A 26,993-nucleotide genomic window follows, 5' to 3' on the forward strand; every position below is an offset into this window, starting at 1 on the left:
CAGAAGGTCAGCGGCTGAGCCGCTGGAAGCGACGGACCGCGAGGGGCAGGAAGATCGCGGTGATCAACACCGGCCAACCGACGGCCATCAGGATGGCGTTCTCCTGGACCCAGCTGCCGTCGCTCGCCACCGGGTTGCCGAACAGCTCACGGGTGGCCCCCGCCGTCGATGAGATCGGGTTCCAGGCCGCGAGCGTGCCCAGCCAGTCGGGCATGGATGAAGGCGGGGCGAAGATGCTGGAGATCATCGTCAGCGGGAAGATCACCGCGTAGAGGGCACCGCCCGCCTCCGGGCTGGGGATGATCAGGCCCAGGAAGATGCCGATCCAGATCAGGCAGAAGCGCAGCAGCAACAGCAGTCCGAACGCGGCCAGCGTCTTCAGTACGCCGCCGTCCGAGCGCCAGCCCATCGCCAGGGCGGTGAGCGCCAGGATGGTCAGTTCCGTGGCGGCGGTCAGCAGGTCGCTCACCCCGCGCCCGGAGACGACGGCCGAGGGCGCCATCGGCATGGAGCGGAACCGGTCGATGACCCCCTTGCTGGAGTCGGTGACCACGGTGATCGCGGTGTTCATCAGGCCGAAGGCCATGGTCATCACGAACATGCCCGGCATCAGGAAGTCGCGGTAGTCGCCGCCTTCCGGTGCCTTCATCGCACCGCCGAAGACATATCCGTACAGCAGCACCGACACGATCGGGAAGCCGAGCTGCCAGGCGATGTAGGAGGGGTGGCGGCGGTAGGTGAGGAGCCCGCGGCGGACCACGGTCCAGCAGTCCGCGATCGCCCAGTACAGCCGGCGCTCCCGAGTGTGGTCGAGTTCGAGGCTCACCTTTCCGGCGGTCTGGGTCTCTGGCGGCGTGCCGGTGGCGGTAGCCGTGTCGGTGAGCTGGCTCATGCCGCGGCCTCCTCTTCCTTGTCCGTGCGGTGTCCGGTCAGGCGCAGGAACACATCGTCGAGGCTCGGTCTGCGCAGTCCGATGTCCTCGACGCCGACCCCCTGGTCCTGGAGGGTGCGGGCGACGTCGGTGAGGGCAGCCACCCGGTCGGTGACGGCGGCGTGGACCCGGCGTTCGGCCTGGTCGACCTCCGGTACGCCATCGGCGACCCGAGCCACGGCCTTCACCGCGGCGTCGATCTCGCCGATGTCCTCGACGACGACTTCGATGCGGGAGCCTCCGACCGTGTTCTTCAACCCGTCCGGGGTGTCGTCGGCTATGGCGCGGCCCTGGTCGATGACGGTGATATGGGAGGCGAGCTTGTCGGCCTCCTCCAGGTACTGGGTGGTCAGCAGGACGGTCGTGCCCTGGGCCACCAGTTCCCGGACGGCGTCCCACACCTCGCCGCGACCGCGCGGGTCGAGCCCGGTCGTGGGCTCGTCCAGGAAGAGCACGTCCGGCGCGAGGATCATGGAGGCGGCCAGGTCGAGCCGGCGACGCATACCGCCGCTGTAGCCGTCGACGCCCTTGTCGGCCGCCTCGACCAGGTCGAACTGCTCCAGTAGTTCGACCGCCCGAAGGCGTGCGCGCTTGCCGCCGAGGTGGAACAGCCGGCCGAACATCTCCAGGTTCTGCCGGCCCGAGAGCATCTCGTCGACGGCCGCGTACTGACCGGTGAGCCCGATGCGGCTGCGGACCAGACGGGCTTGCTTCGCCACGTCGAAGCCGGCGACCTCGGCATGTCCGCCGTCGGCCTTCAGCAGGGTGGACAGGACGCGTACGGCGGTGGTCTTGCCGGCGCCGTTCGGACCGAGGAGTCCATGGACGGTTCCACGGCGGACGGTGAGGTCGAAGCCCGCGAGTGCGCGCTTCTCGCCGTATCTCTTCTCCAGTCCTCGGGCGTGTACGGCGTGATCGGTCACGGGTTCCTCCAACAGCGGGCGGTCGGGGCGGCAGGCAGGGGAAGGTACCGCGCACATCATTCGCGTACGCCGTACCCACAAGAGAGTACACCGTACTCAGTTTTAAATGAGCACAAGGGAGCAGGCCCTTTAAAGTGAGGTCATGACGATCGAAACGAGTGGCTCCGGCGATGTGGCGCGGACCCTGGAGCTCCTCTGGAGCACGGGCGAACGGCCCACACGCGGCCCCAAACCGGGGCTCACCCTCGATCGGATCGTGGCGGCGGCCGTCGAACTCGCCGACGCGGAAGGGCTGTCCGCGCTCTCGATGCGCCGGCTGTCCACGGAACTGGGCACCGGGACGATGACCCTGTACCGGTACGTCCCCGGCAAGGCCGAGCTCCTTGACCTGATGCTGGACCGGGTCACCGACCCCGCCCCGCTGCCCGACCCCACCGAGCCGATGGACTGGCGGAGCGCCTTCGACTCACTGGCCCGCCGCTATCTGGCCCTCTTCCGGGCCCATCCCTGGCTGCTCAAGGTCAACCAGGCCAGGACCGTCCTCGGCCCCAGTGCCGTGCGGTCGCTGGAGGCCGCGCTCACCTGTCTCTCGGGCATGGGTCTGCGCGATGCCGAACTGATCTCGGTGATCATCGCGACCCAGAGCTTCGTCCAGGGCATCGCTCGGATGGAGACGGAGGCCCGAGAGGCTGTGGACGCCACGGGCATGAGCCACGAGGACTTCTGGAAGAGTCAGGAACCCTTCTTGACCCGAGCGATGCACAGCGGGGACTACCCGCGGATGGCGGCCCTGGAGGACGACGCCTTCAGCGAGGACTTCGACCACTTCGAATTCGGGCTGGGTCGACTGCTGGACGGCCTTGAGGTGCTGGTCCGCGAGCGCGCCGAAGCCAGGGAGCGTTCACGGGACTGAGGCCGCGCAAAACCGCTCCCGTGCCGCTTCCCCGCCGTGCCGCTCCGCAGCCGTTCCCGAGCAGCCGTTCTCGACCGCCCGTTCCCGAGCCCCCATTCAGCTCCCGCTGCGCCGCAGTCTCTTGACCGCCATCACCAGGGCCACCACTGCGGCGATCCCGATCAACCCGTAGGTCGTCGTGGACGTCTCGCCGTCACCGTCGCCCGTCGCCGAACTGCCCGAGCCGGCCGCAGAGCCGCCACCGGTCTTGTCGTTCCTGTCGAGCCCGACCCGCTCGACCTCGCTCTGCTCCCCCTCGGTGCCGAACATCAGTGCCGAGCCGTCGACCGTGTAGGACACCGACTCCGACTGGCCCTGGATGGGGGCCTTGACCCGGTGGTCCGCACCGAGGCGTCCGTCCTTCCAGGCATAGCCGCGGGCGCTGAAGTACGAGCGCAGCACCAGTTCATCGCCGTCCGGGGAGAACGCGCCGTCCGTCACCCAGGGCACCTCGCCGATCCGTCGGAAGGTGTTGGTCCCCGCGGTGGTCAGCTTCGCCGGGCCCTCGTACAGTCCGCCGCCGTCCTCGTTCTTGGAGGCGATGTAGACCCGTCCGGTTCTGGGGTGCACCATCATCGCCTCGGCGTTGCGGGCGCCGTCCGCGTACTTCACGGTGTACTGCGTCGCGCTCACCGTCATGTCCCGCAGGGCTTTCGGCTCGGGGAAGGTGTAGATCCAGACGTGCGCCCAACTGCCGTTGAGGTTGTCGCCGATGTCGCCCACGTAGACGTTTCCGTCCGGGCCGATCGAGATCGCCTCCATGTCCCGGGGCTTGCCCACCCCGCGCAGCGTGACGGTGGCGAGCGTCTCCCCCGACTTGGAGTCGATCGCGAAGACCCGCGGCTCGTCCTGGTCGTTGTGCGTCCAGTACACCCCCGGATGGGCCCGACTGGCGGCGAGGCCACTGGACTCCTTGATCCTTGTGTCCTTGATCGTGAAGCTCTTGTCCTCGGCGGCGGCGGGGGCGGCGAGGACCGTGAGCAGCAGCAGGGCTGCGGCACCGGTGGCGTACGGGAGCGAGCGCATGCACCCAGCCTGCCATCCCGGGCGGGCTCATCCGGCCGTTGAGCGCATCGATCCGATCATCGTTCCGGGCGGCCGGGTCGCCTCGACTCCGCGCCATGACGGTTGGTCCAGGAGCCGGGCCGTGGCAGGGCTCACATCGCAGGTGGGCGGGCCCATCGGCGATGATGGCGCCCATGCGTTTTCTGTTCGTCGGCGACAGCATGACCATCGGGCGCGCCGGCGATCACACCTGGCGCTACCGCATGTGGCAGCACCTGGAGGCAACCTTCGACGGTGCGTACGAGATCGTGGGCCCGCGCTCGGAGCTCTATGTGCCGGAAACGGCCGAGGAGCCGGGAGCGTTCATCGCCGACCACGCCGACCCCGACTTCCCGGCCGTGGCCCGTCGGCATCTCGCCGGCTGGGGCGAGGGCTGGTTGCACATGGCCCCCGTGATCGGTCCGACGATCGCCGAACACCGGCCTGACGTGCTGCTGGTCTCGCTCGGCCTGATCGATCTCGGCTTCTACACCAACAGCGGTCAGACCGCGGAGAACACCCGCCGGTTCATCGCCGAGGCCCGTGTCGCCGCGCCGGCGGTGCGGATGGTGCTGCTGCCCGTCATACCGAACGTACGGGCCCGTACCGATGCACCCTTCGCCGCGGAGTGCGACCGGTTCAACACACTCCTGGCCGCTGCGGTCGCCGACCTGGACGCGCCCGCCTCACCGATCCTGCTGGCCGCCCGTCCGCCCTCGTACGCGCTGGACTCGGACACCTACGACGGCACCCATCCGAGCCCCTCGGGCGAGCACAAGATAGCGGCGGCGTTCGCCGAGGCGATGCACCGGGCGTGGGGCATCGGCGGGCGGTACGCGGCTGCCGAGCAGATCGCCCCCGCGCCCACCGCAGTCGTGCGCTGATCCGGGAGTCGCCGCTCCTACGGCATGCGCTCCGCGTAGGTCAGCCGATCCAGGTGGTAGTAGTCCGCCACGCACTGCACCGGCCACTTCTTGCGCCCCTGGTCGCCGAAGGGCTCCAACATCCTTCCCACCTTCGTGGGGGTGTACGGCAGTACGGTCTCCCCGCGGGCCGCACCCTCCCGTAGGAAAGCGTCCTGACGGTCCCACCGCTCGGCGCGGGTCTCCATCTGGCGTCCGAGGTCCATGAGCGGCAGGGCGAGTCCTGCGACGGTCACCGCGCAGACCAGCGCCGCCCCCGCCAGTGCGATCCTGCGGACTCCGTCACCGCGAGCCTCGGTGGTACGCGCCCGCAGCCACCGTCCCAGCAGGGCACCGCCGCCCACCAGGACCAGGACGTACACCAGGAGGTAGTCGTTCCAGGTGCGTTCGGTGGTCACCACGCGCGCGCCGAAGACGGGGTAGGTGATGACCGTGCACAGATACCCGGAGACGAGGAACGCGGCGGCGCCCAGGGCAATCAACACCGGTGGGCGGGCGGGCAGCAGGACGGCCGTCTCCCGCTCGCCGCTGCGCCGTGCGACCAGGCCCAACAGCACCCCGGCGGCGATCGCCCCCAGGTACTGCCAGGTGGTGAAGACCGTCCCGAGGATCTCCAGATAGCCGCGCAGTGCGCCCCGGAGCGATTCGGGGGCGAGCATCGACACGCTCTCGGCGTCGTACCGGGTGCGGCGGTTGCGGGAGCCGGGCGACGTCACCAGGACCAGGGTGCCGAGCGCGACCCCCGCCATCCCGGCCAGGGACCAGACCCGGGCGAACCGCCGCACCCCGGGGACGAAGATCACCTGGGCGAAGAGCACCACCCCACCGAGCACCACCAGGGCGACGACGGACGCCTCTTCGGAGAGGGTGCCCATGAAGGCACCGGCTCCCGCGACCGCCACGAGCGCGAGATTGCGGCCCCGCCGCCCGTGCGCCACCAGGAGCGGGATCGCCGCCGCGAGCGCGAGCACCGGAGCGACGGTGTGGGAGACGGAGGCGGCGGGCCAGTAGAACGTCTTGTACGTATTGGGGGTGGCGAAGAGGAACACGGCCGCCACCATCGCGGCGACCAGCAGGGGCACTCCGCGGGGCATTTCCAACTGGGCCCGCCGCAGCAGCCGGACCGTCAGCGCCCAGAGCAGCACCAGCATCAACGCCCCGCTGACCAGGCCGAACCACTGGTGGCCCGCCACCGGGAACTTGGCGTACAGACCGACGAGCAGCCCGTTGCCGACCCGGCCGTTGTCGGTGAAGTAGAACTTGTCCACCAGGCCGGTGATGCCGTGGTCGCGCACGTGCGGCAGGAAGCACCACTCGTCGGCGGACGGTCGGACATGGCGGCCGTACCACGAGGCGAGGGTCAGCAGCCCCAGCGGCAGCATCGCGAGCGCGACGGCCCAACCACCGCGCCAGTCGAGGCGCCCCGGCTTCGGGTCATCGTCGCTGGTCGGCTGTCGGTGTTCGTTCGAGCGGGAGACGTCGAGGGCCATGGGTGCGCTACCGCCTCTCGCCCTGCGGCGCCATGGGACGCATCGTGGCGCCGCCGCGCAGCACCATCGGTACGGAGAGGGGCAGTTCCGTCTCGTCGGTCTCCCGCACCACGTAGTGCGGGCGGTGCTTGGACTCGTGGTAGATCCGACCCACGTACTCGCCGATGATGCCGAGCGTCGCGATCTGTACGCCGCTCATGCCCACGATGACAGTGATCAAGGTGGCGTAGCCGGGCGTTTCGACACCGTCCACGACAACATTGGCGACGATCCACAGCGCGTAGGCGAGCGCCGAGAGGAAGAGCCATAGACCGCCGTGAATCGCCATGCGCAAGGGCCGACTGTTGAAGGACAGCAGTCCGTCGATTCCGTAGTTCAGCAGTCGACGCCCGCCCCATTTGGATTGACCGGCCGCCCGCTGGACGTTCTGATACGTAAAGCTGACAGTGTCAAAACCGATCCAGGAGAACAACCCTTTGGAGAACCTATTGCTCTCCGGCAGGGACAGCAGCGCATTGACGGCACGTCGGGACAGCAATCGGAAATCACCTGCACCGTCGATGATTTCAACGTCCATGAATCTTCGGACCAGCCGGTAGTACACCTGGCTGAGCACCGTGCGCACCGCACCTTCGCCGGTGCGGTCGCGCTGCGCTACGACCTGGTCGTAGCCGTGCCGGTGAAGTTCCATCATCTGCGGGATGAGCTGGGGCGGGTGCTGGAGATCGGCGTCCAGGATGATGACCGCGTCCCCTTGGGACATCCGCAGCCCGGCCAACATGGCCGACTCCTTGCCGAAGTTGCGGCTGAAGGAGGTGAACCGGGTACGGCTGTCTTCGGCGGCAAGGCCCTTCAGCAGTACGAGGGTGTCGTCCACACTGCCGTCGTCCACGTAACAGATCTCGAAATCAGCCTCGGTCGGCGCAAGGGCATTGACCAACTCGGCGTGGAATGCCCCGATCACCTCACTCTCGTTGAAGCACGGAACAACAAGTGAAATCTGTGGCATCGCTGCTTTCCTCGGTCGTCTTGCCGCTGCTTGACCTGCCGTGCATTCACCGCCCCGGCCGTGATCTGTGGTCCATAGTGCGCAGGTAAAGGGGCGTGAACCGAGAAGGTGCGGCTGCCTTGGCGTGGCCAGTCGGTTGGTCAGCCGGTCTGGCCTTTCCTATCCACTACTACCGCGGCAGTGCGCATCTCGTCATACAAGACGGTTCCTGCCGGAATCCGTTGCCTAGAGGCGTTCGATCCGGTTGCCGGTTCGATCACATGGTCCTCGCGTGCGACCGTCCATGACCCGGCATAGCCGAAATCACGTTGATGGAGCAGGATCTGCGACGGTTCGGAATGCGGGGAGTCCTTCAGCCCGACGGCGATGAACTCCCGGCTTCCCGGGCCGCGGCGTACTTCCACGGTCTCGATCCCCGGGATGGTCGCCAGCGCACCGTGCCCAACGGGATGCGCAGCGCCTCAGCGACCTCCTGGTAGTTGAGGTCGGCCCAAGCGACCAGCAGCAGTACATGACGATCACCCGGTGATAGGGCGGCGAGTGCGCCCGCGAGCGGGGCCTGTGCGGCGATCCGGTCGTCGCCACGCTCACTCCAGGACTCGGTGAGAGGGTCGTCACCGGTCCTGGCCAGTGCGCGCAGAGCGCGTTCCTCGCTGCGGCGGTGCCCGCCGATGAGCTTGGCGGCGATCCCGTACAGCCAGGGCCGGGCGCTGGGCCGGGACATGTCGTACCGGCCACGGCGGCGGAAGGCGATGAGGAACGTCTCCGCCATGATGTCCTCGGCCGCGCCCTCCCTGAGGCGGCGCGCGGCATAGCGGTGGATGTCGGGCGCATGGCGGTCGTAGAGCAGGGCGAAGAGCTCCGGTTGCTCCAACGACTGGGCGACGACCTCGGCGTCATCACGGACGACCGGTGGTCCGGTCACGGCGACTCCAGAAGGTAAGACGGCAGGGTGTGTCATCTGCTTCTTGACCGCACCGGCCGAAATGGTTCACGCGGTCCTGGGCTGCGTCCCTTGCGTACCGTCGCACCGCACCGGCCGACCGGGGAACACGGCCGGCCGGCTGACTGTGGACGTCCTTGCTTCGAGTCCACTCCAAGGCGTTGGCTAGTCGACCATGGAGTACACGCAACTCGGACGCACAGGACTCAAGGTCAGCCGACTCGTCCTCGGGACGATGAACTTCGGGCCCCACACCACCGAAGCGGACAGCCACGCCATCATGGACGCGGCGCTGGATGCGGGCATCAACTACTTCGACACCGCCAACACCTACGGCGGCGACCCCCGCGGTCGCACCGAGGAGATCATCGGCAACTGGTTCGCGAAGGGCGGCGACCGCCGGGACAAGGTCGTCCTCGCGACCAAGGTGTACGGGAGCATGGACCCCAGCCGCGAGGACTGGCCCAACCACACCAAGCTCTCCGCGCTCAACATCCGGCGCTCCGTGGACGCCAGCCTCCAACGGCTGCAAACGGACCACCTGGACATCTACCAGTTCCACCACATCGATCGGGCCACCCCCGTCGAGGAGATCTGGCAGGCCGTCGACACCCTCGTCCAACAGGGCAAGATCCTCTACGCGGGCTCATCCAACTTCCCCGGTTGGAAGATCGCCCAGACCAATGAGCGGGCACGCCAGAAGGGCTCGTACGGGCTGGTCAGCGAGCAGTGCCTGTACAACCTCTTCGAGCGCCGCGCCGAGATGGAGATCATCCCGGCCGCGATCGAGTACGGCCTCGGCGTGATTCCGTGGTCACCGCTGCACGGTGGACTGCTCGGCGGAATGATCCGCAAGGAGGCCGAGGGCGGCCGGCGCGCGGGCGGTCTGACGGCGGACCGCCTCGCTGCACCCGGGGCGCGCGAACAGATCCAGGCGTACGAGGACCTGCTCGCCAAGCAGGGGCTCGACCCGGCCGAGGTGGCGCTCGCCTGGCTGCTCACCCAGCCGGGAATCACCGGGCCCATCGTCGGACCGCGGACCGCCGAGCAGCTTGAGGGCGCCCTGCGCGCAGTGGAACTGGAACTGGACGCAGAGCTACTGGCCTCGCTCGACGGGATCTTCCCGGGGCCCGGAGCAACGCCGGAAGCCTTCGCCTGGTAGGCGGGCCCAGCGGGGTCTAGGAGCGGGCGAGGGTCACATACCGGCCACGGATGCCACGGCGATGATCGCGAACATCAGGACGAGCACGCCTGCCATGATCTGGTTTCTGGTCTTCGTCTTCACCCCTTGAGGTTAACCGGACCGCTCCTCGTCCCCGCCCCCCAGGGGCCAGATTCCGACCGTCTCGTACCGCGGCTGCTCCCCGGGCACCCCGCTGACCGGGAGATTGCTCCGCACCAGGGCGAGACTCTCCACCTGCCAGACGGCGCCTTCGAAGTCGCCCAGACCGTCGGCGTACGCCCGCAGCTCCGTCTCCGTACGGCTGCGGGCGATCGTCAGGTGCGGGGTGTAGCGGCGGTGCTGCTCCATGGCGATTCCAGCCCTGCGGGCCGCCGCGTCCGCCCGCTCGGCGAGCAGCCGCATCTCGTCGAGGCCACCCGCGGCACCCGCCCACAGGGCCCGGTCGCCGAAGTGTCCTGCGCCGTGGATGCGCAGGGGGAAGCGGGAGCTGCGCCGGGCGGCACGGGCGAGGCGGGCCCGGAGATCGGGCAGGAGCGCCTCATCGACCTCGGCCATGAACGCCAGGGTGAAGTGCCAGCCCGCCCGATCCGTCCAGCGCAGCCGATCGGCGTCGGGCAGGGCCCTGAGCCGATCGACGGCCGCACCGAGTTCGGCGACGGCTCGGGCGGGCGGGAGCACGGCGGCGAAGATTCTCATACGGATGAGTCTGGCCGACCGCCGTCGCGCGATCGGTCATCGGCCCCGGCCGGACGGCCCGGTCGGGGCCACGGTCGCCGCGCCCGACAGCGAACCTCCGATCGACCGGCTCAGGACCCCAGGCCAGGAGGAGTGGATCCCCGTCTGGCCTGCAACGCCCTTTGGGTGGACGACACGTCTCCGTGATCACCTAGCCCGGTCCGGCCTTCGCGAACCGTGCGCCGGCTTCCGCCGAGGGCTCGGCCTCCAGGGACGATCCGGGCTCCCGGGTCGTCTGGCGGGGGACGAAGTCCAGATGCTTGTGTCCGCGCCGCATGTCCACCTTGAGCCGCAGACCACCCGCCCGGGCCAGCATCAGCCCGACCAGCAGCGCGCCCGCGAAGGACAGCACACCACCGGCGGCGAACCCGATCCGTGGCCCGTACACGTCGGTGATCCAGCCGAAGACCGGCGCACCCAGGGGCGTGCCGCCGACGAAGACCATCATGTACAGGCTCATCACCCGCCCTCGGACGGCCGGGTCGCTGGCCATCTGGACGGTGGAGTTGGCCGTGACGTTGACCGTGAGGCCGAACATTCCGATCAGCACCAGAAGTGCGGCGAAGATCCAGAAGTGGGGGGCGAAGGCCGCCACGACTTCGAGGATTCCGAAGATGACCGCCGCTCCCACCAGGAGGCGCAGCCGGGACGTACCGCGGCGGGCCGCCAGGAGTGCGCCCACCAGGGAGCCGACCGCCATGAGGGTGTTGAGCAGGCCGTACGTGCTGGCGCCCGCGTCATAGACGTCGTCGACGAAGGCGGACAGCCAGATCGGGAAGTTGAAGCCGAAGGTGCCCACGAATCCGACCAGGACTATGGGCCATATCAACTCGGGGTGGGCGGAGACATAGCGCAGCCCTTCCCGTAGCTGCCCCTTGCCGCGCGGGGTGCGGATGCTCCGGTGCAGCTCGGATGTCCGCATCAGCAGCAGTGCGACGATCGGCGCGATGAACGAGAGGCCGTTGAAGAGGAAGGCGTACCCGCTGCCGACCGCGGTGATCAGCACACCGGCGACGGCAGGGCCGACGAGTCGGGCCGACTGGAAGTTCGCCGAGTTCAGACTGACCGCATTGGCGAGTTGGTCGGGGCCGACCATGTCGGCGACGAAGGTCTGCCGGGCGGGGTTGTCGATGACGGTGACGAGCCCGAGGGCGAAGGCCGTCACATAGACGTGCCAGACCTGGACCTCACCGCTGAGGGTCAGCGCGGCCAGGGCGAGGCCGGTGATGGCCATCGCTACTTGGGTCGCGAGCAGCAGGGGTCGCTTGGGCAGCCGGTCGGCGAGGACTCCGCCGTACAGGCCGAACAGCAGCATCGGGAGGAACTGGAGGGCGACGGTGATGCCGACTGCGGATGCCGAGCCGGTCAGCGTCAGGACCAGCCAATCCTGCGCGATGCGCTGCATCCACGTACCCGTGTTGGAGACCACTTGGCCGGCGGCGAAGAGGCGGTAGTTCCGGTTCTTGAGCGAGCTGAACATGGTGGTAGGTGGGATTCCATCCGACGCCTTACCGGCGGGGGAGGAAGGCGCGGGTGCGGAGTCTGCTCCGGGTCCCGTACGCAAAAGTGGTCGCCTCCTTCGGGTTGAGCAATTACAGATGTGCGAGCTTCTCCAGTACGGGCGCTGCCGCACGGAGCTTGGCCCATTCGTCCTCGTTGAGTCCCTGGGCGAGCTCGGTCAGCCAGGCGTTCCGCTTGCGACGGCTCTCTTCGAGCATCGCTTCGGCTTCCTCGGTCTGGCTGACGACCTTCTGTCGACGGTCGTCGGGGTGTGGCTCCAGCCGGACCAGACCCTTGGCCTCCAGCAGCGCCACGATTCGGGTCATGGACGGCGGCTGGACATGCTCCTTGCGCGCCAGCTCACCCGGGGTGGCCGAGCCGCATCGGGCGAGGGTTCCGAGCACCGACATCTCGGTCGGACTCAGCGACTCGTCGACGCGCTGGTGCTTCAGCCGCCGCCCGAGCCGCATGACGGCGGAGCGGAGGGCGTTCACAGCGGCTACGTCGGCATCACTGCCATGGGACAGATCAGACATGTTCGTTAGGATAACTCATTACTCTGCCTAAATACCAGCCAATGAACCACCCCGCTCGACACCGCCTCCACACCACTCCAACCGGCACCCCACAGACGCTCGCCCACCAGCCGCTGACCAGCAGCACTCACCCAAACGAGTGACACGAATGCGAAAAGCGACACATCCAGCGCGGTCGGGCAGCAACCCTGACCGCATGGGATCGACGGTGCTCAGCCTGCGGATAGACGGTGAGCTGCTCGACCGACTCAGGCGTCGGGCGGCCAAACGCGGAATGAGCGTCCAGGACTATGTGCTCCGGACGCTCATCCGTGATGATTTCGACGAACGCTTCGAGGCGTCCGTCGACGAGACGGAGAAGTTCTACGGGGTGAACTGACCGAACGAACGCGGGGCGCCCGGAGGGTCATCCCTCCTCGGCAGCCCTGTGGGACCGGCCCACGGGACCAACTCGTCAGATCGGTTACGGAGGGACGCCAGGTCGGGCTTCGAAGCCCACGCGACCCTTCAAGGGATCCGCGACCCTTCAAAGAGTCAACGCCACCCTGCACCCGACGCATGCGACACAGGTCCGACGACCACACGCAAGGGCGGGTCCCAGGCCCCGCGAACCAGGATGCGACGACGCCCAAGGGGCCCCGAAAGTACCCTTGTTGGCCTGCACGGAAGCCCCGTAACATACCCCTCGGTGCTGCTGCCGACAGGTCGAGGGGCTTACCGTGGCGGATATTGCAGGAATTGATTTAGCACAGGTCCTGAGCAGCTTGGAAGAGCAGGGCTACTGCCATATCAAGCAGGTTCCCGATTCCTACGACTACATATCCGCGCTCTCATCGCTCGGCCCGCTCGTGGCGCAGTACCAGGGCGACCTCATCCGCGAAGTACAGCCCAACCCGGCCGTACCGGAAGGCGCCAACTCCGCCGCAAGCACATCGGCCGCCACCCCGCACACGGAATTCTATGAGTTCCCGGGAATGCCTCCTCGATATGTGGCCCTGTGGTGTGTCCGACCTGCCGTGCCCGACGGCGGTGCAACGACACTGGCAGACGGATATCGATTCCTGGCCGGATTCACGGCTGACGAAAGACTTCGACTCTCCAGCGAAGACCGCGACTGGCGCTCCAGGCCGACCCTGTCGGCCGAGGGCATCGCCCCGGCCTCCTGTCGTACCCCTGCGCTGGTGCAGCACCGCGGCAGGGTCGTGATGCGCTTCAGCACCCGCGACCTCACCCGGGACGGCGAACTGACCTCCGCCTACATCGACCGGGGCCAAGAGTTCTTCCACACCCACCACATCGCCGTTCGACTGGAAGAGCGCGCCATTTTGATCTGGGACAACTGGCGCATGATCCATGCCAGGACCGCCTTCGACGACCGACGTCGACATCTGCGCAGAATCCTCATCGGGGAAGCCGCATGACCTCTTCAGACCCCATCCCGGGCACGGTGTTCGTGGCCCTGCCCGACCTTCCGGACAACCCCCGGGCGTTCGATCTACTCCGGGCCAACTTCTCCAATGTCCGCGTCGCCGGGACCAGGGAGCGGGCCCTCACCGAACTGTCCGCCATCGGCCCCGATGTCTCGGCGGCCATCGTGGGGGTGAAGGAGCACATCACAGCCGGTGTCCTCGACTCCCTGCCCGGCCTTCGCGCCCTCGGTTCCGTGGGGACGGGCAGCAACCACCTGGACCTCTCCGCCCTACGGGACCGCGGCGTGGAGGTCATCACCACGCCCGGGGTCAACGCGGTATCGGTCGCCGAGCACGCGATGATGATGATCCTTGCGCTGGCGAAACAGACGGTCGCAGGGCACGCCGCCGCGCTCAGCGGAGAGGACCGGGCGGGAATGCCCGCGCCCGCCGTCGAACTCCGTGGACGCCGCGCCGGGGTGCTCGGGGCCGGGGCGACGGCGCGCGCACTGCTCCCCCTGCTGCGGGCGTTCGGCACCGACCCCGAGGTGTGGACCCGTACCCCGGACAACCATCCGGATCTGGCGACCCGCCCTCTGGAGGACCTCTTCCGGCACAGCGAGATCCTGAGCATCCACCTCCCGCTGACCAGCGAGACGAAAGGGCTCGTGGGCACTGACCTCCTGTCCCTCCTCCCGGAGGGGGCCATGGTCGTCAACACCGCACGGAAGGAGATCTTCGACCTTGCGCGTCTTCCGTCGGTGGTCCGAGACCGGCCCGATCTGCGGTTCGCGGTGGACGACTTCGATCTGGCAGCCGACGGTACGGCCGCCGCTCTGGGAGGTCATGCCCTGCTGAGCCCACACATCGCGGGTGTCACCGTCGAATCGCTCGCAGCCATGCAGGAGAGCGCGGTCCGCGGAACGATCGCCGCGCTTCGGGGCTGAGTCGCCTCGTTCCCTCGACGGAAAAGGAACACAGCGATGTCCTGGCTCGAACGCGCCAATACGGTACTGGGTGTGGTGGGCTTCATCATCACGATCATCACCTTGGTGAAGGTGCAGTCCGTACAGCGGGCTCAGTCGGAAGAACGGGCACTGCTGCGCAGGCTCTACGGCACTGAGTCATTGGCGGGCCATCTGAGATCGGCGGCCGGTTTCCTCAGGCAGGGTGAGCAGGACGCCCGTAACTTAGCCGAGGAATTAGTCAGAATGTGCGGCCAGATAGAAGGGATCAGCCGAGCCTTGGATTCGATGAACCGCATGCGCGGAAGCGGCACCGGAGAGCAGCGGATGATTCGGCTCGTGGAACGCGGCTATTACACACCGGCCTTCTACAGCCGGGTGGTCAATGACGCCCAGAGCAACGCCGATTTCTTGATGTACCGAAACCTTCAGATCTCCAACGTCGACATGTTGCAGGCGATGGAACGCGCGGCCAAGCGGGGTGTGAGCATCCGCATCCTCGCCATCTCGTCGGCGTCGAGCGACAGCGTCCTCGAACAGGCGTCGATGGTGCTGCCCTGGCCTCAGGTCCCACCGGAGACGCTGCGGCGCCAACTGGCCGAGTCCGAGGAGAGGGTCAAGAACGTGGTGGCCGCGTGGCCTGACCGGGCCCGCCGGAACTTCGAGTACCGCGGGTATGTGATCACGCCCAATATGCACTTCGCCCGGCTGGACGGCCTGGTCATGCAGGGCTTCGTCGGGACCCTCTCACCCGCCCAACCCGATCAGCTGGAGGACCGGGGATACGTGGAGCTGCCCCGGGATCGAGAGCCGGGAGCCACCTTGTCACGACACTTCGACGAACTGTGGGCCCAGAGCGCCTCGTCCGTGGTGGTAGCCGGGTAAACCCCGGGCGCCCCCAAGGGTGTTCCAGTCGATCGCCGGCGCTGCCGGCCCGGTCCCTCCCTGCCCACACCCCACCGCATCGCATCGCGTCGATGACGGCCTCATGGAGACGCCCTGCGCCAGATGAGTGCCGGTGGGCGGCTCATCTGCGGCAGGGCGTCCCGCACTGTCGGGTCTGTCAGGTCTGTCAGGTGAGGCCCAGGGCCGGCATCGCGTAGTAGAAGACGAAGACCGCCGAGACCGCGTACATCGCGATCGGCACCTCGCGTCCACGGCCGGCCGCCAGGCGCAGGACGCAGAAGGAGATGAAGCCGATGCCGATGCCGTTGGTGATCGAGTAGGTGAAGGGCATCATCACCATCGCCAGGAAGGCCGGGACCGCGAGCGTGTAGTCGCTCCAGTCGATGTCCCGGACGGAACCGGCCAGGATGAGGAAGCCGACCGCCAGCAGGGCGGGGGTCGCCGCCTGGGAGGGGACCATCGTGGCGAGCGGGGTGAGGAAGAGTGCCACCGTGAACAGCGAGCCGGTGATGACCGAGGCCAGTCCGGTCCTGGCTCCTTCGCCGACGCCCGCCGTGGACTCCACGAAACAGGTCGTCGCCGATGATGAGGTCGCACCTCCGGAGGCGACGGCGATGCCGTCGACGAAGAGGACCTTGTTGATGCCGGGGAGGTTGCCGTCCTTGTCGATCAGCTTGGCTTCGTCGCCGACGCCGAGGATGGTGCCCATGGCGTCGAAGAAGCAGGACAGCAGCACGGTGAAGACGAACAGCACACCCGTCAGATAGCCGACCTTCTCGAAGCCGCCGAACAGACTGACCTCGCCGACCAGACCGAAGTCAGGGGTGTCCACCGGGCTACCGGGCCACTTGGGGGTGGTCAGACCCCAGCTGGGGACCGTCGCCACGGCCTCGATGACCATGGCCACGACCGTCATCGCCACGATGGAGATGAGGATGGCTCCCGGCACCTTGCGGATGATCAGCGCGAGGGTCAGCAGGGTGCCGACGGCGAAGACCAGGATGGGCCAGCCGACGAGGTGGCCGCCCTGGCCGAGTTGGAGCGGCACGGTGGTCTGGGCGATGTCGGGGATGCGGGAGACAAAGCCGGAGTCCACCAGGCCGATCAGCATGATGAAGAGGCCGATGCCGATCGCGATGCCCTTGCGCAGACTCCGCGGTACGGCGCTCATCACGCGTTCCCGCAGCCCGGTCGCAACCAGCAGCATCACCACGAATCCGGCGAGGACGACCATGCCCATCGCATCAGGCCAGGACATGCGGGGTGCCAGTTGGAGGGCGACGACGGTGTTCACTCCGAGGCCCGCCGCGAGCGCGATCGGAACATTGCCGATGACGCCCATCAACAGGGTGGAGAAGGCGGCGGTGAGCACCGTCGCGGTCACGAGCTGACCGCTGTCGAGCTGGTTCCCGTACATATCCTTGGCGCTGCCGAGGATGATCGGGTTCAGCACGATGATGTACGCCATCGCAAAGAAGGTGGCGAATCCGCCCCGCACCTCGCGGCCGACGGTGGAACCGCGCTCGGAGATCTTGAAATAGCGATCCAGACCGCTGAGTGTGCCCTTCGGCTGATTCTCGGGGGCGGCGGCGGGGGCCGAGGGGCTCATACGGTCCTCATCAGAGCGGTTCTTGTAGGTTCATACGAATGAATCCGGTCAATAGCAAACCGTTTCAGTATGAACATATAAAGAAGAGAAAGCCATCTCCGCGCGTAGACACCCGTGGCTCCTGGCGTCCGCGCCGCCCGATGGTCTAGATCACCGCCGCCTACACTGTCCCCATGGCGAAGTGGACCCCCCGACACGAGGCACCCGAGCCCCTGGAGGGGCCCGTCGTCGCCACCATCACCGGCGGCACGATCGTCTGGTTCGTCCTCTTCCTGGTACAGATCCCCTTCTACAACTGGTTCGCCGACCGCGATCTGATGTGGTGGGTGTGGACCTGTCTGGCCGGTGCCGGACTGGGGCTGATCGGCATCTGGTACGTACGCAAGCGGGACGCGGCCATCAAGCGTTCAGCGGCCGAGGAGCAGCCGCCCGTGTGACGGTCGCCTCTCCCGTTGTGGACAGGCACGATCGCGCGCCTTCGTCGGCAGGATCCGCGGGCTCGCCAAAACCCCACGTTGGCGCGATCTCGACCAACCGCGTACCGCACCCGCCCACCGGCCCATGGCCGCGCTGATCCGTTCCGGCCGACCGCCCCGCCACGGCGGGTGAAGCCGTCCCACCAGCCGTACCGTACGAACCATGAGTCAGCGGGCGAGGATCGACACGGAAGGCCCGGAGCCGGGCGGCCCCTCCATCAGTGCGGGCGCCGAACTCGACCCCGTCCACCCCGTGAAGCCGCCCGCGGCCCGCAGGGAGCATGTGACCCCGCCCACCGGACTGACCTCCGCCGAGGTCGAGGAGCGCATCGCCCGGGGCGAGGTCAACGACGTACCCGTACGGTCCTCCCGGTCGACCGTGGACATCGTCCGGGGCAATGTCTTCACCCGCTTCAACGCCATCATCGGCGTCCTCTGGGTGATCATGTTCTTCGTCGCGCCGATCCAGGACAGCCTGTTCGGCTTCGTCATCATCGCCAACACCGGCATCGGCATCATCCAGGAGCTGCGGGCCAAGAGGACGCTCGACGGACTCGCGGTCATCGGAGAGGCCAAACCGACCGTCCGACGCGATGGAAGGGCCGGCGGGATCTCCACCTCGGCGATCGTCCTGGGCGACCTCATCGAACTCGGTCCCGGTGACAAGGTCGTCGTCGACGGCGTGGTCGCCGAGGCCGACGGTCTGGAGATCGACGAGTCCCTGCTGACGGGCGAGGCCGACCCGGTGGTCAAACAACCCGGGGACCCGGTGATGTCCGGGAGCTTCGTGGTCGCGGGCGGCGGGGCCTTCGAGGCGACGAAGGTGGGTCGTGAGGCGTACGCGGCGCAGCTCGCCGAGGAGGCGTCCCGCTTCACCCTCGTCCACTCCGAGCTGCGCAGCGGCATCAGCACGATCCTCAAGTACGTGACCTGGATGATGGTCCCCACCGCGACGGGGCTGATCATCAGCCAGCTCATCGTCAAGGACAACGACTTCAAGGACTCCGTCGCGCGGACCGTCGGCGGCATCGTGCCGATGATCCCCGAGGGTCTGGTGCTGTTGACCTCGGTGGCCTTCGCGATCGGCGTCGTACGGCTGGGGCGCAAGCAGTGCCTGGTGCAGGAGCTACCCGCGATCGAGGGGCTGGCCCGGGTCGACGTGGTCTGCCTCGACAAGACAGGCACCCTCACCGAGGGCGGTATGGACGTCACCGAACTCCGCCCCCTCGACGACGCGGACCCGGCGTACGTACGCCGGGTGCTGGGCGCCATCGGCGCGTCCGACCCCCGCCCCAACGCCTCGCTCGCCGCCGTCATCGACGCGCATCCGGACGACGGCACCCTCAAGCCGGTGCAGTCGCTGCCCTTCTCGTCGGCGCGCAAGTACAGCGGGGCCCGCCTCTACGACGGGGAGGGGACGACGACCTGGCTGCTGGGAGCCCCCGATGTGCTGCTGGCCGAGGACGATCCGGCGCTCGCCGCCACCGAGCAGCTCAACCAGCAGGGCCTGCGGGTTCTCCTGCTCGCCCGGTCCACGGCGGAACTCGACTCCCCGCGGGCCGCGACCGATGCAGAAGCGGTCGCGCTCGTCGTGCTGGAGCAGCGGTTGCGGCCGGACGCCTCCGACACGCTGCGGTACTTCGCCGAACAGGACGTCGCAGCCAAGGTGATCTCCGGGGACAACGCGGTGTCGGTGGGCGCCGTCGCCGCCAAGCTGGGACTGCCCGGCGCCGAGCACACCGTGGACGCCCGCCGGCTGCCCACCGACGCGGATGCGCTGGCGAGCGACCTCGAAGCGGGGTCGGTCTTCGGCCGGGTCACCCCGCAGCAGAAGCGGGACATGGTGGGGGCGCTCCAGTCCCGCGGCCACACCGTGGCGATGACCGGCGACGGCGTCAATGACGTCCTCGCCCTCAAGGACGCCGACATCGGGGTGGCGATGGGGTCGGGCTCGGAGGCCACCCGGGCCGTCGCCCAGATCGTGCTGCTCAACAACAGCTTCGCGACCCTGCCGTCCGTGGTGGCGGAGGGGCGACGGGTCATCGGCAACATCACCCGTGTCGCCACGCTGTTTCTGACGAAGACGGTGTACTCGGTCCTCCTCGCCGTCCTCGTCGTGTGCAGCCAGGTGGAGTACCCCTTCTTGCCCCGGCATCTGACCCTGCTGTCCACCCTGACGATCGGGGTGCCCGCGTTCTTCCTGGCACTCGCCCCCAACAAGGAGCGCGCCCGGCCGCACTTCGTCAGCAGGGTGATGCGGTACGCCGTGCCCGCGGGGGTGATCGCCGCGGCGGCCACTTTCAGCACCTATCTGCTCGCCCGCTCCCACTACAGCGGACCGGGCTCGCTCGAAGCGGAGACAAGCGCGGCGACGCTGACCCTGTTCCTGGTCTCGATCTGGGTGCTCGCCATCATCGCCAGGCCCTACACCTGGTGGCGTCTGTGCCTGGTGGGTGCGATGGCGCTTGGTTTTGTGATCGTGCTGATCGTGCCGTGGCTCCAGGACTTCTTCGCGCTGAAGCTGGTGGGCGTCCAGTTGCCGTGGACCGCGGTGGCGGTGGCCACGGCGGGGGCGGTGCTGCTGGAGTTCAGCTGGCGCTGGGTGGACCGCAAGCACCCCGCCTGAGACCCGGGACGATCCAGCCGAGGCCCCGAATGATCCGCCTGAGACCCAGGACGATCCGCCTGAGGCCCGGGGCGATCCCTTTCGCGGCCCCGGATGATCCGGCCGAGCGGGGGGCGACCCATCCGCCACTCCCCACCCAGCCGGCCCCGGGCGCAAGCGGTCAGCGCAGGGGGTCGAACCAGCGGTCGCGGCCCAGTTCGGCCGTACGGGACGGGTCCTCCAACAGTGCGGCGACCTCGAAGCGACGCGGCCACTGGCCAGCCGCCCAGGCCAGCCCCGCCGCCACGCCCTCCAGCGTCGCCGCGTGCAGGACCCCGTCCGGGGTGCGTCGCCACTGGAGCTCGACCCCGCCGGCGATGAGCTCCTCGTGCTCGATGTAGCTGCGCGGCACGAGCGGCCCCAGGAGCACCCGTACCGACTCGGGGACCTCGTGCTCCTCGCCGTCCGTCGTGACCTCCGCCGTGACGGTCTCGCTGAGGCGGCGCACCTGGAACAGCTCCGCCAGATCCGCGGCGCGCTCGGGAGCCACCGGCAGCAGGGGCAGCCCATCGGCGAGGGGCAGCAGGTCGGGAGTGTCGGCGACCACCGCGTCGCGGGCGTCGACGACCTGGACGTCACCGTCCACCACGGCCCGTAGGTCATCGGGCAGGGTGACCTGTTCCGGATCGAGGTCGGCCAGTGCCGTGTAGAGGCCGTGCAGTTGGGCGGGGTGCACCGGCAGATCGGGGTCGGCCAACCGGCCGAGGAGTTCGGCCGCGCCACCGGGCTCGTCGAGGAGCGCGCCGAGCGAGGTCCGCACTCCCAGTGCCCGCAGCACCTGGACATCGTCGAAGCCCGTCGCGTCCACGGCTTCGTACAGTCCGTCGAGCAGGGGATCGCCGCCCGCGGCCCGCAGACCGGCCGGCCGCCGGCCGTCGAGGACGGGGTGGTCCCGCAGCCACCATGCGGTGTGGGAACGCACGGTCTGCGTCGTGCCGTCCGGCAGGAGCACGCGCACGGGTTGAGTCAGCGCGTCCCGCAGCGGCGGCCTGGCCAGCAGGGCGAGTGCCTGGGGCCAACAGTCGTCGTCGACCAGTTCGAGGTCCCGCACGGCGACGATCTCCGTCGCGACGGGTGGCACCGCGGTTTCGGGAAGCCGGTCGAGCACGTCCTCGCACCAGACGTCGACCGCGTCGAGCAGCCCCGCGTCATCGGGTTCCGCGTAGTCGCCTTCGCGGGGCTCCAGCTCATCGGGGTCGAGGACCACGTCGGTGGCCCGTACGAGGGCGAAGTCGGCGAGCACTCCACAGGCGGCAAGCGGCTGCTCGCCCCAGCGGGCGGCCAGGTCGCCGTCGCACAGGGCCAACTCATCACGTCGCATGACCAGCGCGAACGGGCTCCCGGGAAAGACCAGTTCGCCGGCAGGTGCGAGTTCGCCCTCCTCGTCGGGCAGGGCGAGCGCCCCGAGCCAGGGCTCGTCGCCCGGTTCGAGGTCGGCGTCCCGCACCAGCGCGAGCACGGTGTCGGCGAGCTCCTCCGCGTCGGGGGCATCCTCGTCGCCGAAGTCGAAGAGCTCGCCCTCGTCGAGGGAACCGGCGACGGCCGCCCGCACCTGGGGCGTCGTCAGTACGGCGCGCGGGGTCGCGGGCAACGCACCGAGCTTCTCAAGCAGCGGATGTGCGGCGTCCGGGTGGACGACCTTGAGACCGAGTCGGGCGAGCCGCGGCGGGGTGTCGGCGAGCGGCAGCAGGGTCTGTCGGGGACCAATGACCGTACGTCCGTCGGCCAGCGGTACGGGCAGTCCCGAGAGCCGGTCGGGGTCGACGCCGGCCAGGCTGTCGTACAGCCGCCGCCACCAGTCGGTATCGCGTTCGAGTCCGGCGAGCCGGTCGATGGCCTCGGTCAGCGGTACGCGGGCGATCCCGAGCGTGCGCAGCTCCACCCGGCGCTCCAGCCCGGCGGGCAGCAGGCTCGGCAGCACCTCGGAGAGCACCTGGACGGTTTCCGCACCGGCACCTTCAAGAACTTCCGCTTCGATCGGGCGCAGCGCACCGGGGATCTGACGGTCCGGCAGCCCGGTGTCGGTCGGCTCGGGGTAGTCGGCCTCTCCGCGGGGTGCGGCGGCTTCCAGGAACGCCGTGCGCGGCAGGAGCCGCAGGATCGCCTCGCGCAGGGCACCGTCCAGTCCGCCCTTGCCGAGCGGCCCGGGAACCAGGTCGATGGTGGCGCGGGTCACCGGTTGCCAGCTGCCGAGGAGTTCGGCGTAGGCGTCGGCGGCCCGTTCGACGAGGAAGTCGGTGAGCGGACCGGGCGCGGGGTGCCGGCGGGTGGTGTCCAGCGGCAGTGACGCGATGAGCAGGGCGGGCACGCCCAGCGGCTCATCGGTGGGCGTGGGCGCATGGACGACGGGTGCGGTGCGCGGCCGGTCGGGCGCGCCTTCGGCGTCGACGGGAACGGCCCAGGTGAGCGTCCAGTGCGGCCGAAGGCGTTCCTCGACCGGGCGGTCGGCGAGCAGTTCGGGAGCGATGTCTCCGCTGTGGCTGACGACCCGCCAGCGTCGGTCGCCGCGTTCGCTGTCCTCGATGTGGATGTGGGGCGCCTGCTCCGAGCGCCGCAAGGTGCGCACCCCATCGGGCGTCTCGATCACGACTTCGGCGAGTCCGGCGAGGGTGAGCAGGAGGGCGTCGTCCACGTCGGCCAGTAGGCGTTCGACGAGGTCCGCCGCCGAACCGTCGCGCAGGGGAAGAACGACGACGGTGTCATAGCCGTCGGGTGCGGTGCCCTCAGCGGGCAGAGGGAGACGCAGGAGGGGCACATGGCCGTCGCGCCGACGGCGCTCCTCGCCGAGCCCGGGGCTGGTGCCGGCTGCTTCGTCGACGAGATCGCGTGCTTCGGCGAGCGACCAGCGCACTCCTCCGTGCCGGCCGACGACCGCGGGTTCGTCGCTGACGGCGAGCACCGCGGCGAATCCGACGCCGAACCGGCCGACGCTGCTGTCCGCTGCATCACGTTTGGCGGAGGCGCGCAGGGTGCTGAGGGATTCCACACCGACCGCGTCGAGGGGTGCGCCGGTGTTGGCGGCGGCCAGGACGGCGGGGGTGTCGCCCACGGCGGGCTTGAGGGTGAGCCGCAGTCGGCCGAGTTCGCCGGTGCGGGCGGCGGCATCGGCGGCGTTCTGGGCGAGTTCGACGACGAGCCGGTCACGGTAGCCGCCGAGGACCAGGTCCTCTTCCGCATTGGCGTCCTCGCGGAACCTGGCAGGGCTGGCGCGCCAGGCGTCGAGCACGCCACGTCGCAGCCGTGCGGTCTCGAACGGGTCGGCGCCCTCGGTGGTCGTGACGCTCACGGTGTGACTCCGCTCTTTCCGGTAACGCTGTCGCCTTCGGCCCTACTGGGGCCGAAGGTACTGCCTGGGTCGTGGGAATCGCTCCCGGCAAGGGAGGTGACGCTATCGTGCGCCGGTGTCGGTCGGTCCGGTGCGGGAAGGTGCCCGCTGGTCAGAGCCGGTTGGCTGGTTCGGCTGGCGGGGCGCGGAAACTTCTCGTCGCACGCGTACCCCCGACCGGGCTCCCCACCGGACGACGGGACCCCGGACCCCGCTGGTCGGCGCCAGGAGGCGGGACCCGGCTCCACGTCATGGGGCCTGCGCCACGGGCGGGTTCGAGGGGGCGCGAACCACCTGTCGTGCCTGCGGTGCCTGTCGTGGCGGTCGTGCCTGCGGTGCCTGTCGTGGCGGAATCGTCAGCGAGTACCAGCGTCCGTCCGGGCGAACAGTCGTGTCACCCGGTCCGTCCTGAACACAGCTCGAACATGGCCGGAACCAGCCGGGTTCCCGGTGCCTACGGGCATACGGACGCAGGGACCGGCGTACCGCGAAACGGCCGCGTCGGAGCCGACGTACCCGATAGTGGGCGCCGACGGACTCCGGTAGCCGATCCTCCTACGGCACGGTCACGGACCGTGTTCTAGCCGTCGGCGACGAGGGTAGGAAACCCCGGGCCCGGGCCGCCGTCGCCCGGCGCAGGACCAGAAGCGGCCCGGCACAGGACCAGAAGTGGGCCCGCCCCGGATCAGGAGTGACCCAGGTCCTCGTCTTCGTCTTCGCCTTCGCCTTCGGCACCCTGCGTGGCCGACGACACCGAAACGTCCTCCGGGTCCGGGTGGAGCCGGAACTCATCCGTCCCCATGGAGTCGAAGACCGGTAGCGCGGGCTGCGGCGGCTTGGGCATCACCGCGGCCTCCGAATGTCCACCACACCCATAGCCGAGGGACACCACTCGACCGTCAGCAGGTGAGAACTCATTGGCGCACACCCCGAACGCCTGCCGGAGCGATCCTGCGAGGGGTACGAGGAATCCGCAGGTCACACAGGCCGCCGGAGCTGCCTGCGCCATGGGGGTCTTCGGCCCGAAGGACTCGTCCCAGCGGTCCGCGGCGATGTGGAGGCCATAGCGGGACAACACCCGCGCCCGGCGCATTCCGAGCTCCTCGGCGATGGCCGCAAGCTCGCCCCGCGCATTGAGGACCGTGTCCGCGGGCGCCCGGTCGACGAGCTCCGCGTCCTCCGCTTCGACGCGTTCGGCCAGGTCGTGGGAGGTCTCGGCGATGATCGAATTCGGCGGTGGTGCGTCCTCGCCGGTGAAGCCCGGCTCCAGCCGCAGATCCTCCGCCTCGGTGGGCAGCAGATCGCCGGGGCCCATGTCACCCGGTCGCAGCCGCTCGCTCCACGGCACCCATTCGGGGGCCAGCAGCGCATCCGGGCCCGGCAGCAGGACGGTTTCATCAACAGTGACGAGCTTGGCCCGCGACGCCCGAGCCACGGTCACCGCCCAGCGCCACCCCCGATAGCCCAATTCCTTGGACTCGAAGAAGTGCGTGACGACACGGTCCCCCTCGGAGACCAGGGACACATGCTCACCCACCACCCCCGGGGCCGCGGCCTCCTCGGCCGCCTCCCTGGCGAGGTCTACCGCCTCGGCGCACAGGCGGTCGGGGGTACGGCTTCGCGTCGTCGCAGCACTCACAGGTCTCGCTTCTCTCCTACGCCGTCTCACGGGTGCGCCGACCGATTCGTGAGGTTCGAGCCGCAGGCGGAGCGGACCAGGGGGCCGCATCGACGTCCGCGCCCGAACCAAAGCGTCCCGGGCACACCTACCGTCATCCATTCTGCGGGATGCCGAAGAGGAGCGCGGCCGAGAACAATCGCCGGTGGCGCCCTACGCACGCTACCCCCTCCACAGCGCCGAGCCCACCTGCGCGCTCCAAGAAGGGGCCGATCAAGAGCCGATCAGCGACCACTGAGACGTCCCTGAGACATCAACGAGACATCAACGAGTCGCCGAAGGCCCCCGCCGCCGACCTGCGCGCGGCCACCGCGCAACCACTGTTCACGCCGCGGAGCCCGGCGGTCCGTACGGGGAGACATGATCGCCCCGTCCACCGGGACAACATCGCATCGGACCTCCTACGGCCCGCCCTTGGGGCACTATGGCCAGGTGGCAGCCGCGAGCTCGTCTGACAGGTCCGGCCCGTTCGCACGAGCGGGCCGGGCGATCGGCCGTGCGCTCCACCTCCCGTTCACAGGCACGGCGCGCGGCATCCGCAAGGCGACCCACGCGCACGGCGCGGGCGAGTCGGGTCTCGGCAAACTGATCGAACTGCACGCGGTGAACGGCGCCGGCGACGTCATGATCACCGTCGCCCTGGCGTCCACCGTCTTCTTCTCCGTACCGACGGACGAGGCGCGCGGGCGGGTCACGCTCTACCTCGCGATCACCCTCGCGCCCTTCGCACTGCTGGCACCGGTGATCGGACCGCTGCTGGACCGCATTCCCCACGGCAGGCGCGCGGCGATGGCCGGGGCCATGCTGACGCGAGCCGTGCTGGCGGTGCTGATGTCGGTACTGGTGGCGACGGGAGGGCTGGAGCTGTATCCGGCAGCACTGGGGGTACTGGTCGCTTCCAAGGCGTACGGAGTGGTCCGCAGCGCCGTCGTGCCGCGCCTGCTGCCACCCGGGTTCTCGCTGGTGAAAGCGAACTCCAGAGTCACCCTGGCGGGCCTGCTGGCCACGGGCGCCGCCGCGCCCATCGCTGCCGGCCTACAACAGGTGGGGCATCAGTGGCCGCTATACGGGGCGTGCGTGATCTTCCTCCTGGGCACCTACTGGGCCCTGCGGATGCCGCCCAAGGTCGACTCGGCCAAGGGGGAGCACAAGGTCCGCATCCTCGCCCACGGCGAGAAGAGGCCGAGCCTGCGGTCGGTGGGCCCGTCCGTGGTGCACGGACTCCAGGCGAACGCAGGGTTCCGGATGCTCTCCGGCTTCTTGATCTTCTTCCTTGCGTTCCTGCTGCGCGAACACCCGCTGGACGGTCAGAGCGCCGCCCTGTCCCTGGGGATAGTGGGTGTCGCGGCAGGGCTGGGCAATGCGCTGGGGACCACGGTGGGCGCCTGGCTCAAGGCCCGCGCCCCGGAAATGATCATCGCGACGGTGCAGGGCCTGGTCCTGACGGCGGCGATCCTGGCGGCGATCTTCTTCGGTGCCGGAATGGTGGCGGTGCTGGGGGCGACGGCGGGTCTGTGCCAAGCGCTGGCGAAGCTCTCACTGGACGCGACGATCCAGCGGGACGTCCCAGAGGAGATCCGCACGTCCGCTTTCGCCCGGTCGGAGACCCTGTTGCAGATGTCATGGGTGGTGGGCGGGGCGATCGGCATCGTGCTGCCGTTGAACGGGGTGCTGGGCATGTCCGTGGCAGCCGCCATCGTCTTCACCGGAGCGACCGCGTCGGTACGGGGGCTGCTGGAGGCGGCCCGGGGCAGCGGCAGCGGCAACGCCCGACCACGCGTGGCATAGCGC

Annotated in this window: 22 protein-coding genes; 10 read left to right on the plus strand and 12 right to left on the minus strand. The window is 69.0% G+C overall.

The genetic code is table 11. The annotated features are described in order from the left end of the window. Positions 1-7 precede the first annotated feature (7 nt). Together OID54_RS17020 and OID54_RS17025 are read right to left on the minus strand one after the other, a co-directional pair. Positions 8-892, minus strand: a complete 885-nt coding sequence (locus tag OID54_RS17020) for an ABC transporter permease (protein WP_329020509.1) — start codon at positions 890-892, stop codon at positions 8-10. After that, complete coding sequence (locus tag OID54_RS17025) at positions 889-1,854, minus strand: ATP-binding cassette domain-containing protein (RefSeq protein ID WP_329020511.1); 966 nt, start codon at positions 1,852-1,854, stop codon at positions 889-891. The genes OID54_RS17020 and OID54_RS17025 overlap by 4 nt, the downstream gene beginning before the upstream one ends. A gap of 142 nt (positions 1,855-1,996) precedes the next feature. On the opposite strand from OID54_RS17025, the gene OID54_RS17030 reads away from it, so the two are divergent. Continuing rightward, complete coding sequence (locus OID54_RS17030) at positions 1,997-2,767, plus strand: TetR/AcrR family transcriptional regulator (RefSeq protein ID WP_329020513.1); 771 nt, start codon at positions 1,997-1,999, stop codon at positions 2,765-2,767. 96 nt (positions 2,768-2,863) lie between these two features. On the opposite strand, the gene OID54_RS17035 is transcribed toward OID54_RS17030, so the two are convergent. After that, on the minus strand, positions 2,864-3,832 hold the full coding sequence (locus OID54_RS17035; RefSeq protein ID WP_329020515.1) for a WD40 repeat domain-containing protein: 969 nt from the start codon (positions 3,830-3,832) through the stop codon (positions 2,864-2,866). Positions 3,833-4,005: 173 nt separating this feature from the next. Between OID54_RS17035 and OID54_RS17040 the strand changes: the two genes are divergently transcribed. Further along, positions 4,006-4,734, plus strand: a complete 729-nt coding sequence (locus OID54_RS17040; RefSeq protein WP_329020517.1) for a GDSL-type esterase/lipase family protein — start codon at positions 4,006-4,008, stop codon at positions 4,732-4,734. Between the two features lie 17 nt (positions 4,735-4,751). Here the strand turns inward: OID54_RS17040 and OID54_RS17045 are convergent, their stop codons facing one another. The 3 genes from OID54_RS17045 to OID54_RS17055 form a co-directional block, all read right to left on the minus strand. Then, complete coding sequence (locus OID54_RS17045) at positions 4,752-6,263, minus strand: DUF6056 family protein (RefSeq protein ID WP_329020519.1); 1,512 nt, start codon at positions 6,261-6,263, stop codon at positions 4,752-4,754. Between the two features lie 7 nt (positions 6,264-6,270). Beyond that, a complete protein-coding gene (locus OID54_RS17050) occupies positions 6,271-7,272 on the minus strand; it encodes a glycosyltransferase family 2 protein (RefSeq protein WP_329020521.1) in 1,002 nt (333 codons plus the stop codon). Positions 7,273-7,624: 352 nt separating this feature from the next. After that, positions 7,625-8,197 carry an RNA polymerase sigma factor gene (locus OID54_RS17055; protein ID WP_443055608.1) on the minus strand — a complete coding sequence of 191 codons (573 nt, stop codon included), beginning with the start codon at positions 8,195-8,197 and terminating at the stop codon, positions 7,625-7,627. A 193-nt stretch (positions 8,198-8,390) separates the two neighbouring features. Here OID54_RS17055 and OID54_RS17060 point away from each other — a divergent pair, with 193 nt between their 5' ends. After that, entirely contained in the window at positions 8,391-9,377 is a 987-nt protein-coding gene (locus tag OID54_RS17060; RefSeq protein ID WP_329020525.1) for an aldo/keto reductase, read from the plus strand. 132 nt (positions 9,378-9,509) lie between these two features. On the opposite strand, the gene thpR is transcribed toward OID54_RS17060, so the two are convergent. From thpR to OID54_RS17075, 3 genes are all read right to left on the minus strand, one after another. Then, complete coding sequence (gene thpR, locus OID54_RS17065; RefSeq protein WP_329020527.1) at positions 9,510-10,094, minus strand: RNA 2',3'-cyclic phosphodiesterase; 585 nt, start codon at positions 10,092-10,094, stop codon at positions 9,510-9,512. A gap of 190 nt (positions 10,095-10,284) precedes the next feature. Then, the gene (locus OID54_RS17070; RefSeq protein WP_329020530.1) at positions 10,285-11,697 is read right to left on the minus strand and encodes an MFS transporter; all 1,413 of its coding nucleotides are present in this window, start codon (positions 11,695-11,697) and stop codon (positions 10,285-10,287) included. A gap of 28 nt (positions 11,698-11,725) precedes the next feature. Then, the gene (locus tag OID54_RS17075; RefSeq protein WP_329020532.1) at positions 11,726-12,169 is read right to left on the minus strand and encodes a MarR family winged helix-turn-helix transcriptional regulator; all 444 of its coding nucleotides are present in this window, start codon (positions 12,167-12,169) and stop codon (positions 11,726-11,728) included. A 196-nt stretch (positions 12,170-12,365) separates the two neighbouring features. Here OID54_RS17075 and OID54_RS17080 point away from each other — a divergent pair, with 196 nt between their 5' ends. The 4 genes from OID54_RS17080 to OID54_RS17095 all read left to right on the plus strand — a co-directional run bounded on the left by OID54_RS17080 (position 12,366) and on the right by OID54_RS17095 (position 15,428). Further along, complete coding sequence (locus tag OID54_RS17080; RefSeq protein WP_329020534.1) at positions 12,366-12,548, plus strand: ribbon-helix-helix protein, CopG family; 183 nt, start codon at positions 12,366-12,368, stop codon at positions 12,546-12,548. Positions 12,549-12,888: 340 nt separating this feature from the next. Further along, the gene (locus OID54_RS17085; RefSeq protein ID WP_329020537.1) at positions 12,889-13,590 is read left to right on the plus strand and encodes a TauD/TfdA family dioxygenase; all 702 of its coding nucleotides are present in this window, start codon (positions 12,889-12,891) and stop codon (positions 13,588-13,590) included. Next, a complete protein-coding gene (locus tag OID54_RS17090) occupies positions 13,587-14,525 on the plus strand; it encodes an NAD(P)-dependent oxidoreductase (protein WP_329020539.1) in 939 nt (312 codons plus the stop codon). Before OID54_RS17085 ends, OID54_RS17090 begins: the two co-directional genes overlap by 4 nt. Positions 14,526-14,561: 36 nt before the next feature. Then, a complete protein-coding gene (locus OID54_RS17095; RefSeq protein WP_329020541.1) occupies positions 14,562-15,428 on the plus strand; it encodes a hypothetical protein in 867 nt (288 codons plus the stop codon). A gap of 187 nt (positions 15,429-15,615) precedes the next feature. Here OID54_RS17095 and OID54_RS17100 read toward each other — a convergent pair whose 3' ends face one another. Beyond that, complete coding sequence (locus tag OID54_RS17100; RefSeq protein ID WP_329020543.1) at positions 15,616-17,058, minus strand: NCS2 family permease; 1,443 nt, start codon at positions 17,056-17,058, stop codon at positions 15,616-15,618. 173 nt (positions 17,059-17,231) lie between these two features. On the opposite strand from OID54_RS17100, the gene OID54_RS17105 reads away from it, so the two are divergent. Continuing rightward, positions 17,232-17,495, plus strand: a complete 264-nt coding sequence (locus tag OID54_RS17105) for a DUF2530 domain-containing protein (RefSeq protein WP_329020545.1) — start codon at positions 17,232-17,234, stop codon at positions 17,493-17,495. Between the two features lie 202 nt (positions 17,496-17,697). After that, a complete protein-coding gene (locus tag OID54_RS17110) occupies positions 17,698-20,160 on the plus strand; it encodes an HAD-IC family P-type ATPase (RefSeq protein WP_329020547.1) in 2,463 nt (820 codons plus the stop codon). Between the two features lie 160 nt (positions 20,161-20,320). Here OID54_RS17110 and OID54_RS17115 read toward each other — a convergent pair whose 3' ends face one another. Together OID54_RS17115 and OID54_RS17120 are read right to left on the minus strand one after the other, a co-directional pair. Then, entirely contained in the window at positions 20,321-23,485 is a 3,165-nt protein-coding gene (locus OID54_RS17115) for a sacsin N-terminal ATP-binding-like domain-containing protein (protein WP_329020549.1), read from the minus strand. A 724-nt stretch (positions 23,486-24,209) separates the two neighbouring features. Next, positions 24,210-25,163 (minus strand): DUF3027 domain-containing protein, encoded by a 954-nt coding sequence (locus OID54_RS17120; RefSeq protein ID WP_329020552.1) that lies wholly within the window; start codon positions 25,161-25,163, stop codon positions 24,210-24,212. 471 nt (positions 25,164-25,634) lie between these two features. Here OID54_RS17120 and OID54_RS17125 point away from each other — a divergent pair, with 471 nt between their 5' ends. Continuing rightward, positions 25,635-26,990: an MFS transporter gene (locus OID54_RS17125; RefSeq protein ID WP_329020554.1), complete on the plus strand. Its 1,356-nt coding sequence runs from the start codon at positions 25,635-25,637 to the stop codon at positions 26,988-26,990. Positions 26,991-26,993 lie beyond the last annotated feature (3 nt).

This window comes from Streptomyces sp. NBC_00690, assembly GCF_036226685.1.
Lineage (GTDB): Bacteria > Actinomycetota > Actinomycetes > Streptomycetales > Streptomycetaceae > Streptomyces.

Bases quoted from the DNA above. Each gene is read 5' to 3' on its own strand.
- thpR (WP_329020527.1), bottom strand. From the start codon at position 10,094: ATGAGAATCTTCGCCGCCGTGCTCCCGCCCGCCCGAGCCGTCGCCGAA.
- OID54_RS17050 (WP_329020521.1), bottom strand. From the start codon at position 7,272: ATGCCACAGATTTCACTTGTTGTTCCGTGCTTCAACGAGAGTGAGGTG.
- OID54_RS17095 (WP_329020541.1), top strand. From the start codon at position 14,562: ATGTCCTGGCTCGAACGCGCCAATACGGTACTGGGTGTGGTGGGCTTC.
- OID54_RS17100 (WP_329020543.1), bottom strand. From the start codon at position 17,058: ATGAGCCCCTCGGCCCCCGCCGCCGCCCCCGAGAATCAGCCGAAGGGC.
- OID54_RS17060 (WP_329020525.1), top strand. From the start codon at position 8,391: ATGGAGTACACGCAACTCGGACGCACAGGACTCAAGGTCAGCCGACTC.
- OID54_RS17080 (WP_329020534.1), top strand. From the start codon at position 12,366: ATGGGATCGACGGTGCTCAGCCTGCGGATAGACGGTGAGCTGCTCGAC.
- OID54_RS17105 (WP_329020545.1), top strand. From the start codon at position 17,232: ATGGCGAAGTGGACCCCCCGACACGAGGCACCCGAGCCCCTGGAGGGG.
- OID54_RS17030 (WP_329020513.1), top strand. From the start codon at position 1,997: ATGACGATCGAAACGAGTGGCTCCGGCGATGTGGCGCGGACCCTGGAG.
- OID54_RS17035 (WP_329020515.1), bottom strand. From the start codon at position 3,832: ATGCGCTCGCTCCCGTACGCCACCGGTGCCGCAGCCCTGCTGCTGCTC.
- OID54_RS17045 (WP_329020519.1), bottom strand. From the start codon at position 6,263: ATGGCCCTCGACGTCTCCCGCTCGAACGAACACCGACAGCCGACCAGC.
- OID54_RS17020 (WP_329020509.1), bottom strand. From the start codon at position 892: ATGAGCCAGCTCACCGACACGGCTACCGCCACCGGCACGCCGCCAGAG.
- OID54_RS17110 (WP_329020547.1), top strand. From the start codon at position 17,698: ATGAGTCAGCGGGCGAGGATCGACACGGAAGGCCCGGAGCCGGGCGGC.
- OID54_RS17090 (WP_329020539.1), top strand. From the start codon at position 13,587: ATGACCTCTTCAGACCCCATCCCGGGCACGGTGTTCGTGGCCCTGCCC.
- OID54_RS17075 (WP_329020532.1), bottom strand. From the start codon at position 12,169: ATGTCTGATCTGTCCCATGGCAGTGATGCCGACGTAGCCGCTGTGAAC.
- OID54_RS17040 (WP_329020517.1), top strand. From the start codon at position 4,006: ATGCGTTTTCTGTTCGTCGGCGACAGCATGACCATCGGGCGCGCCGGC.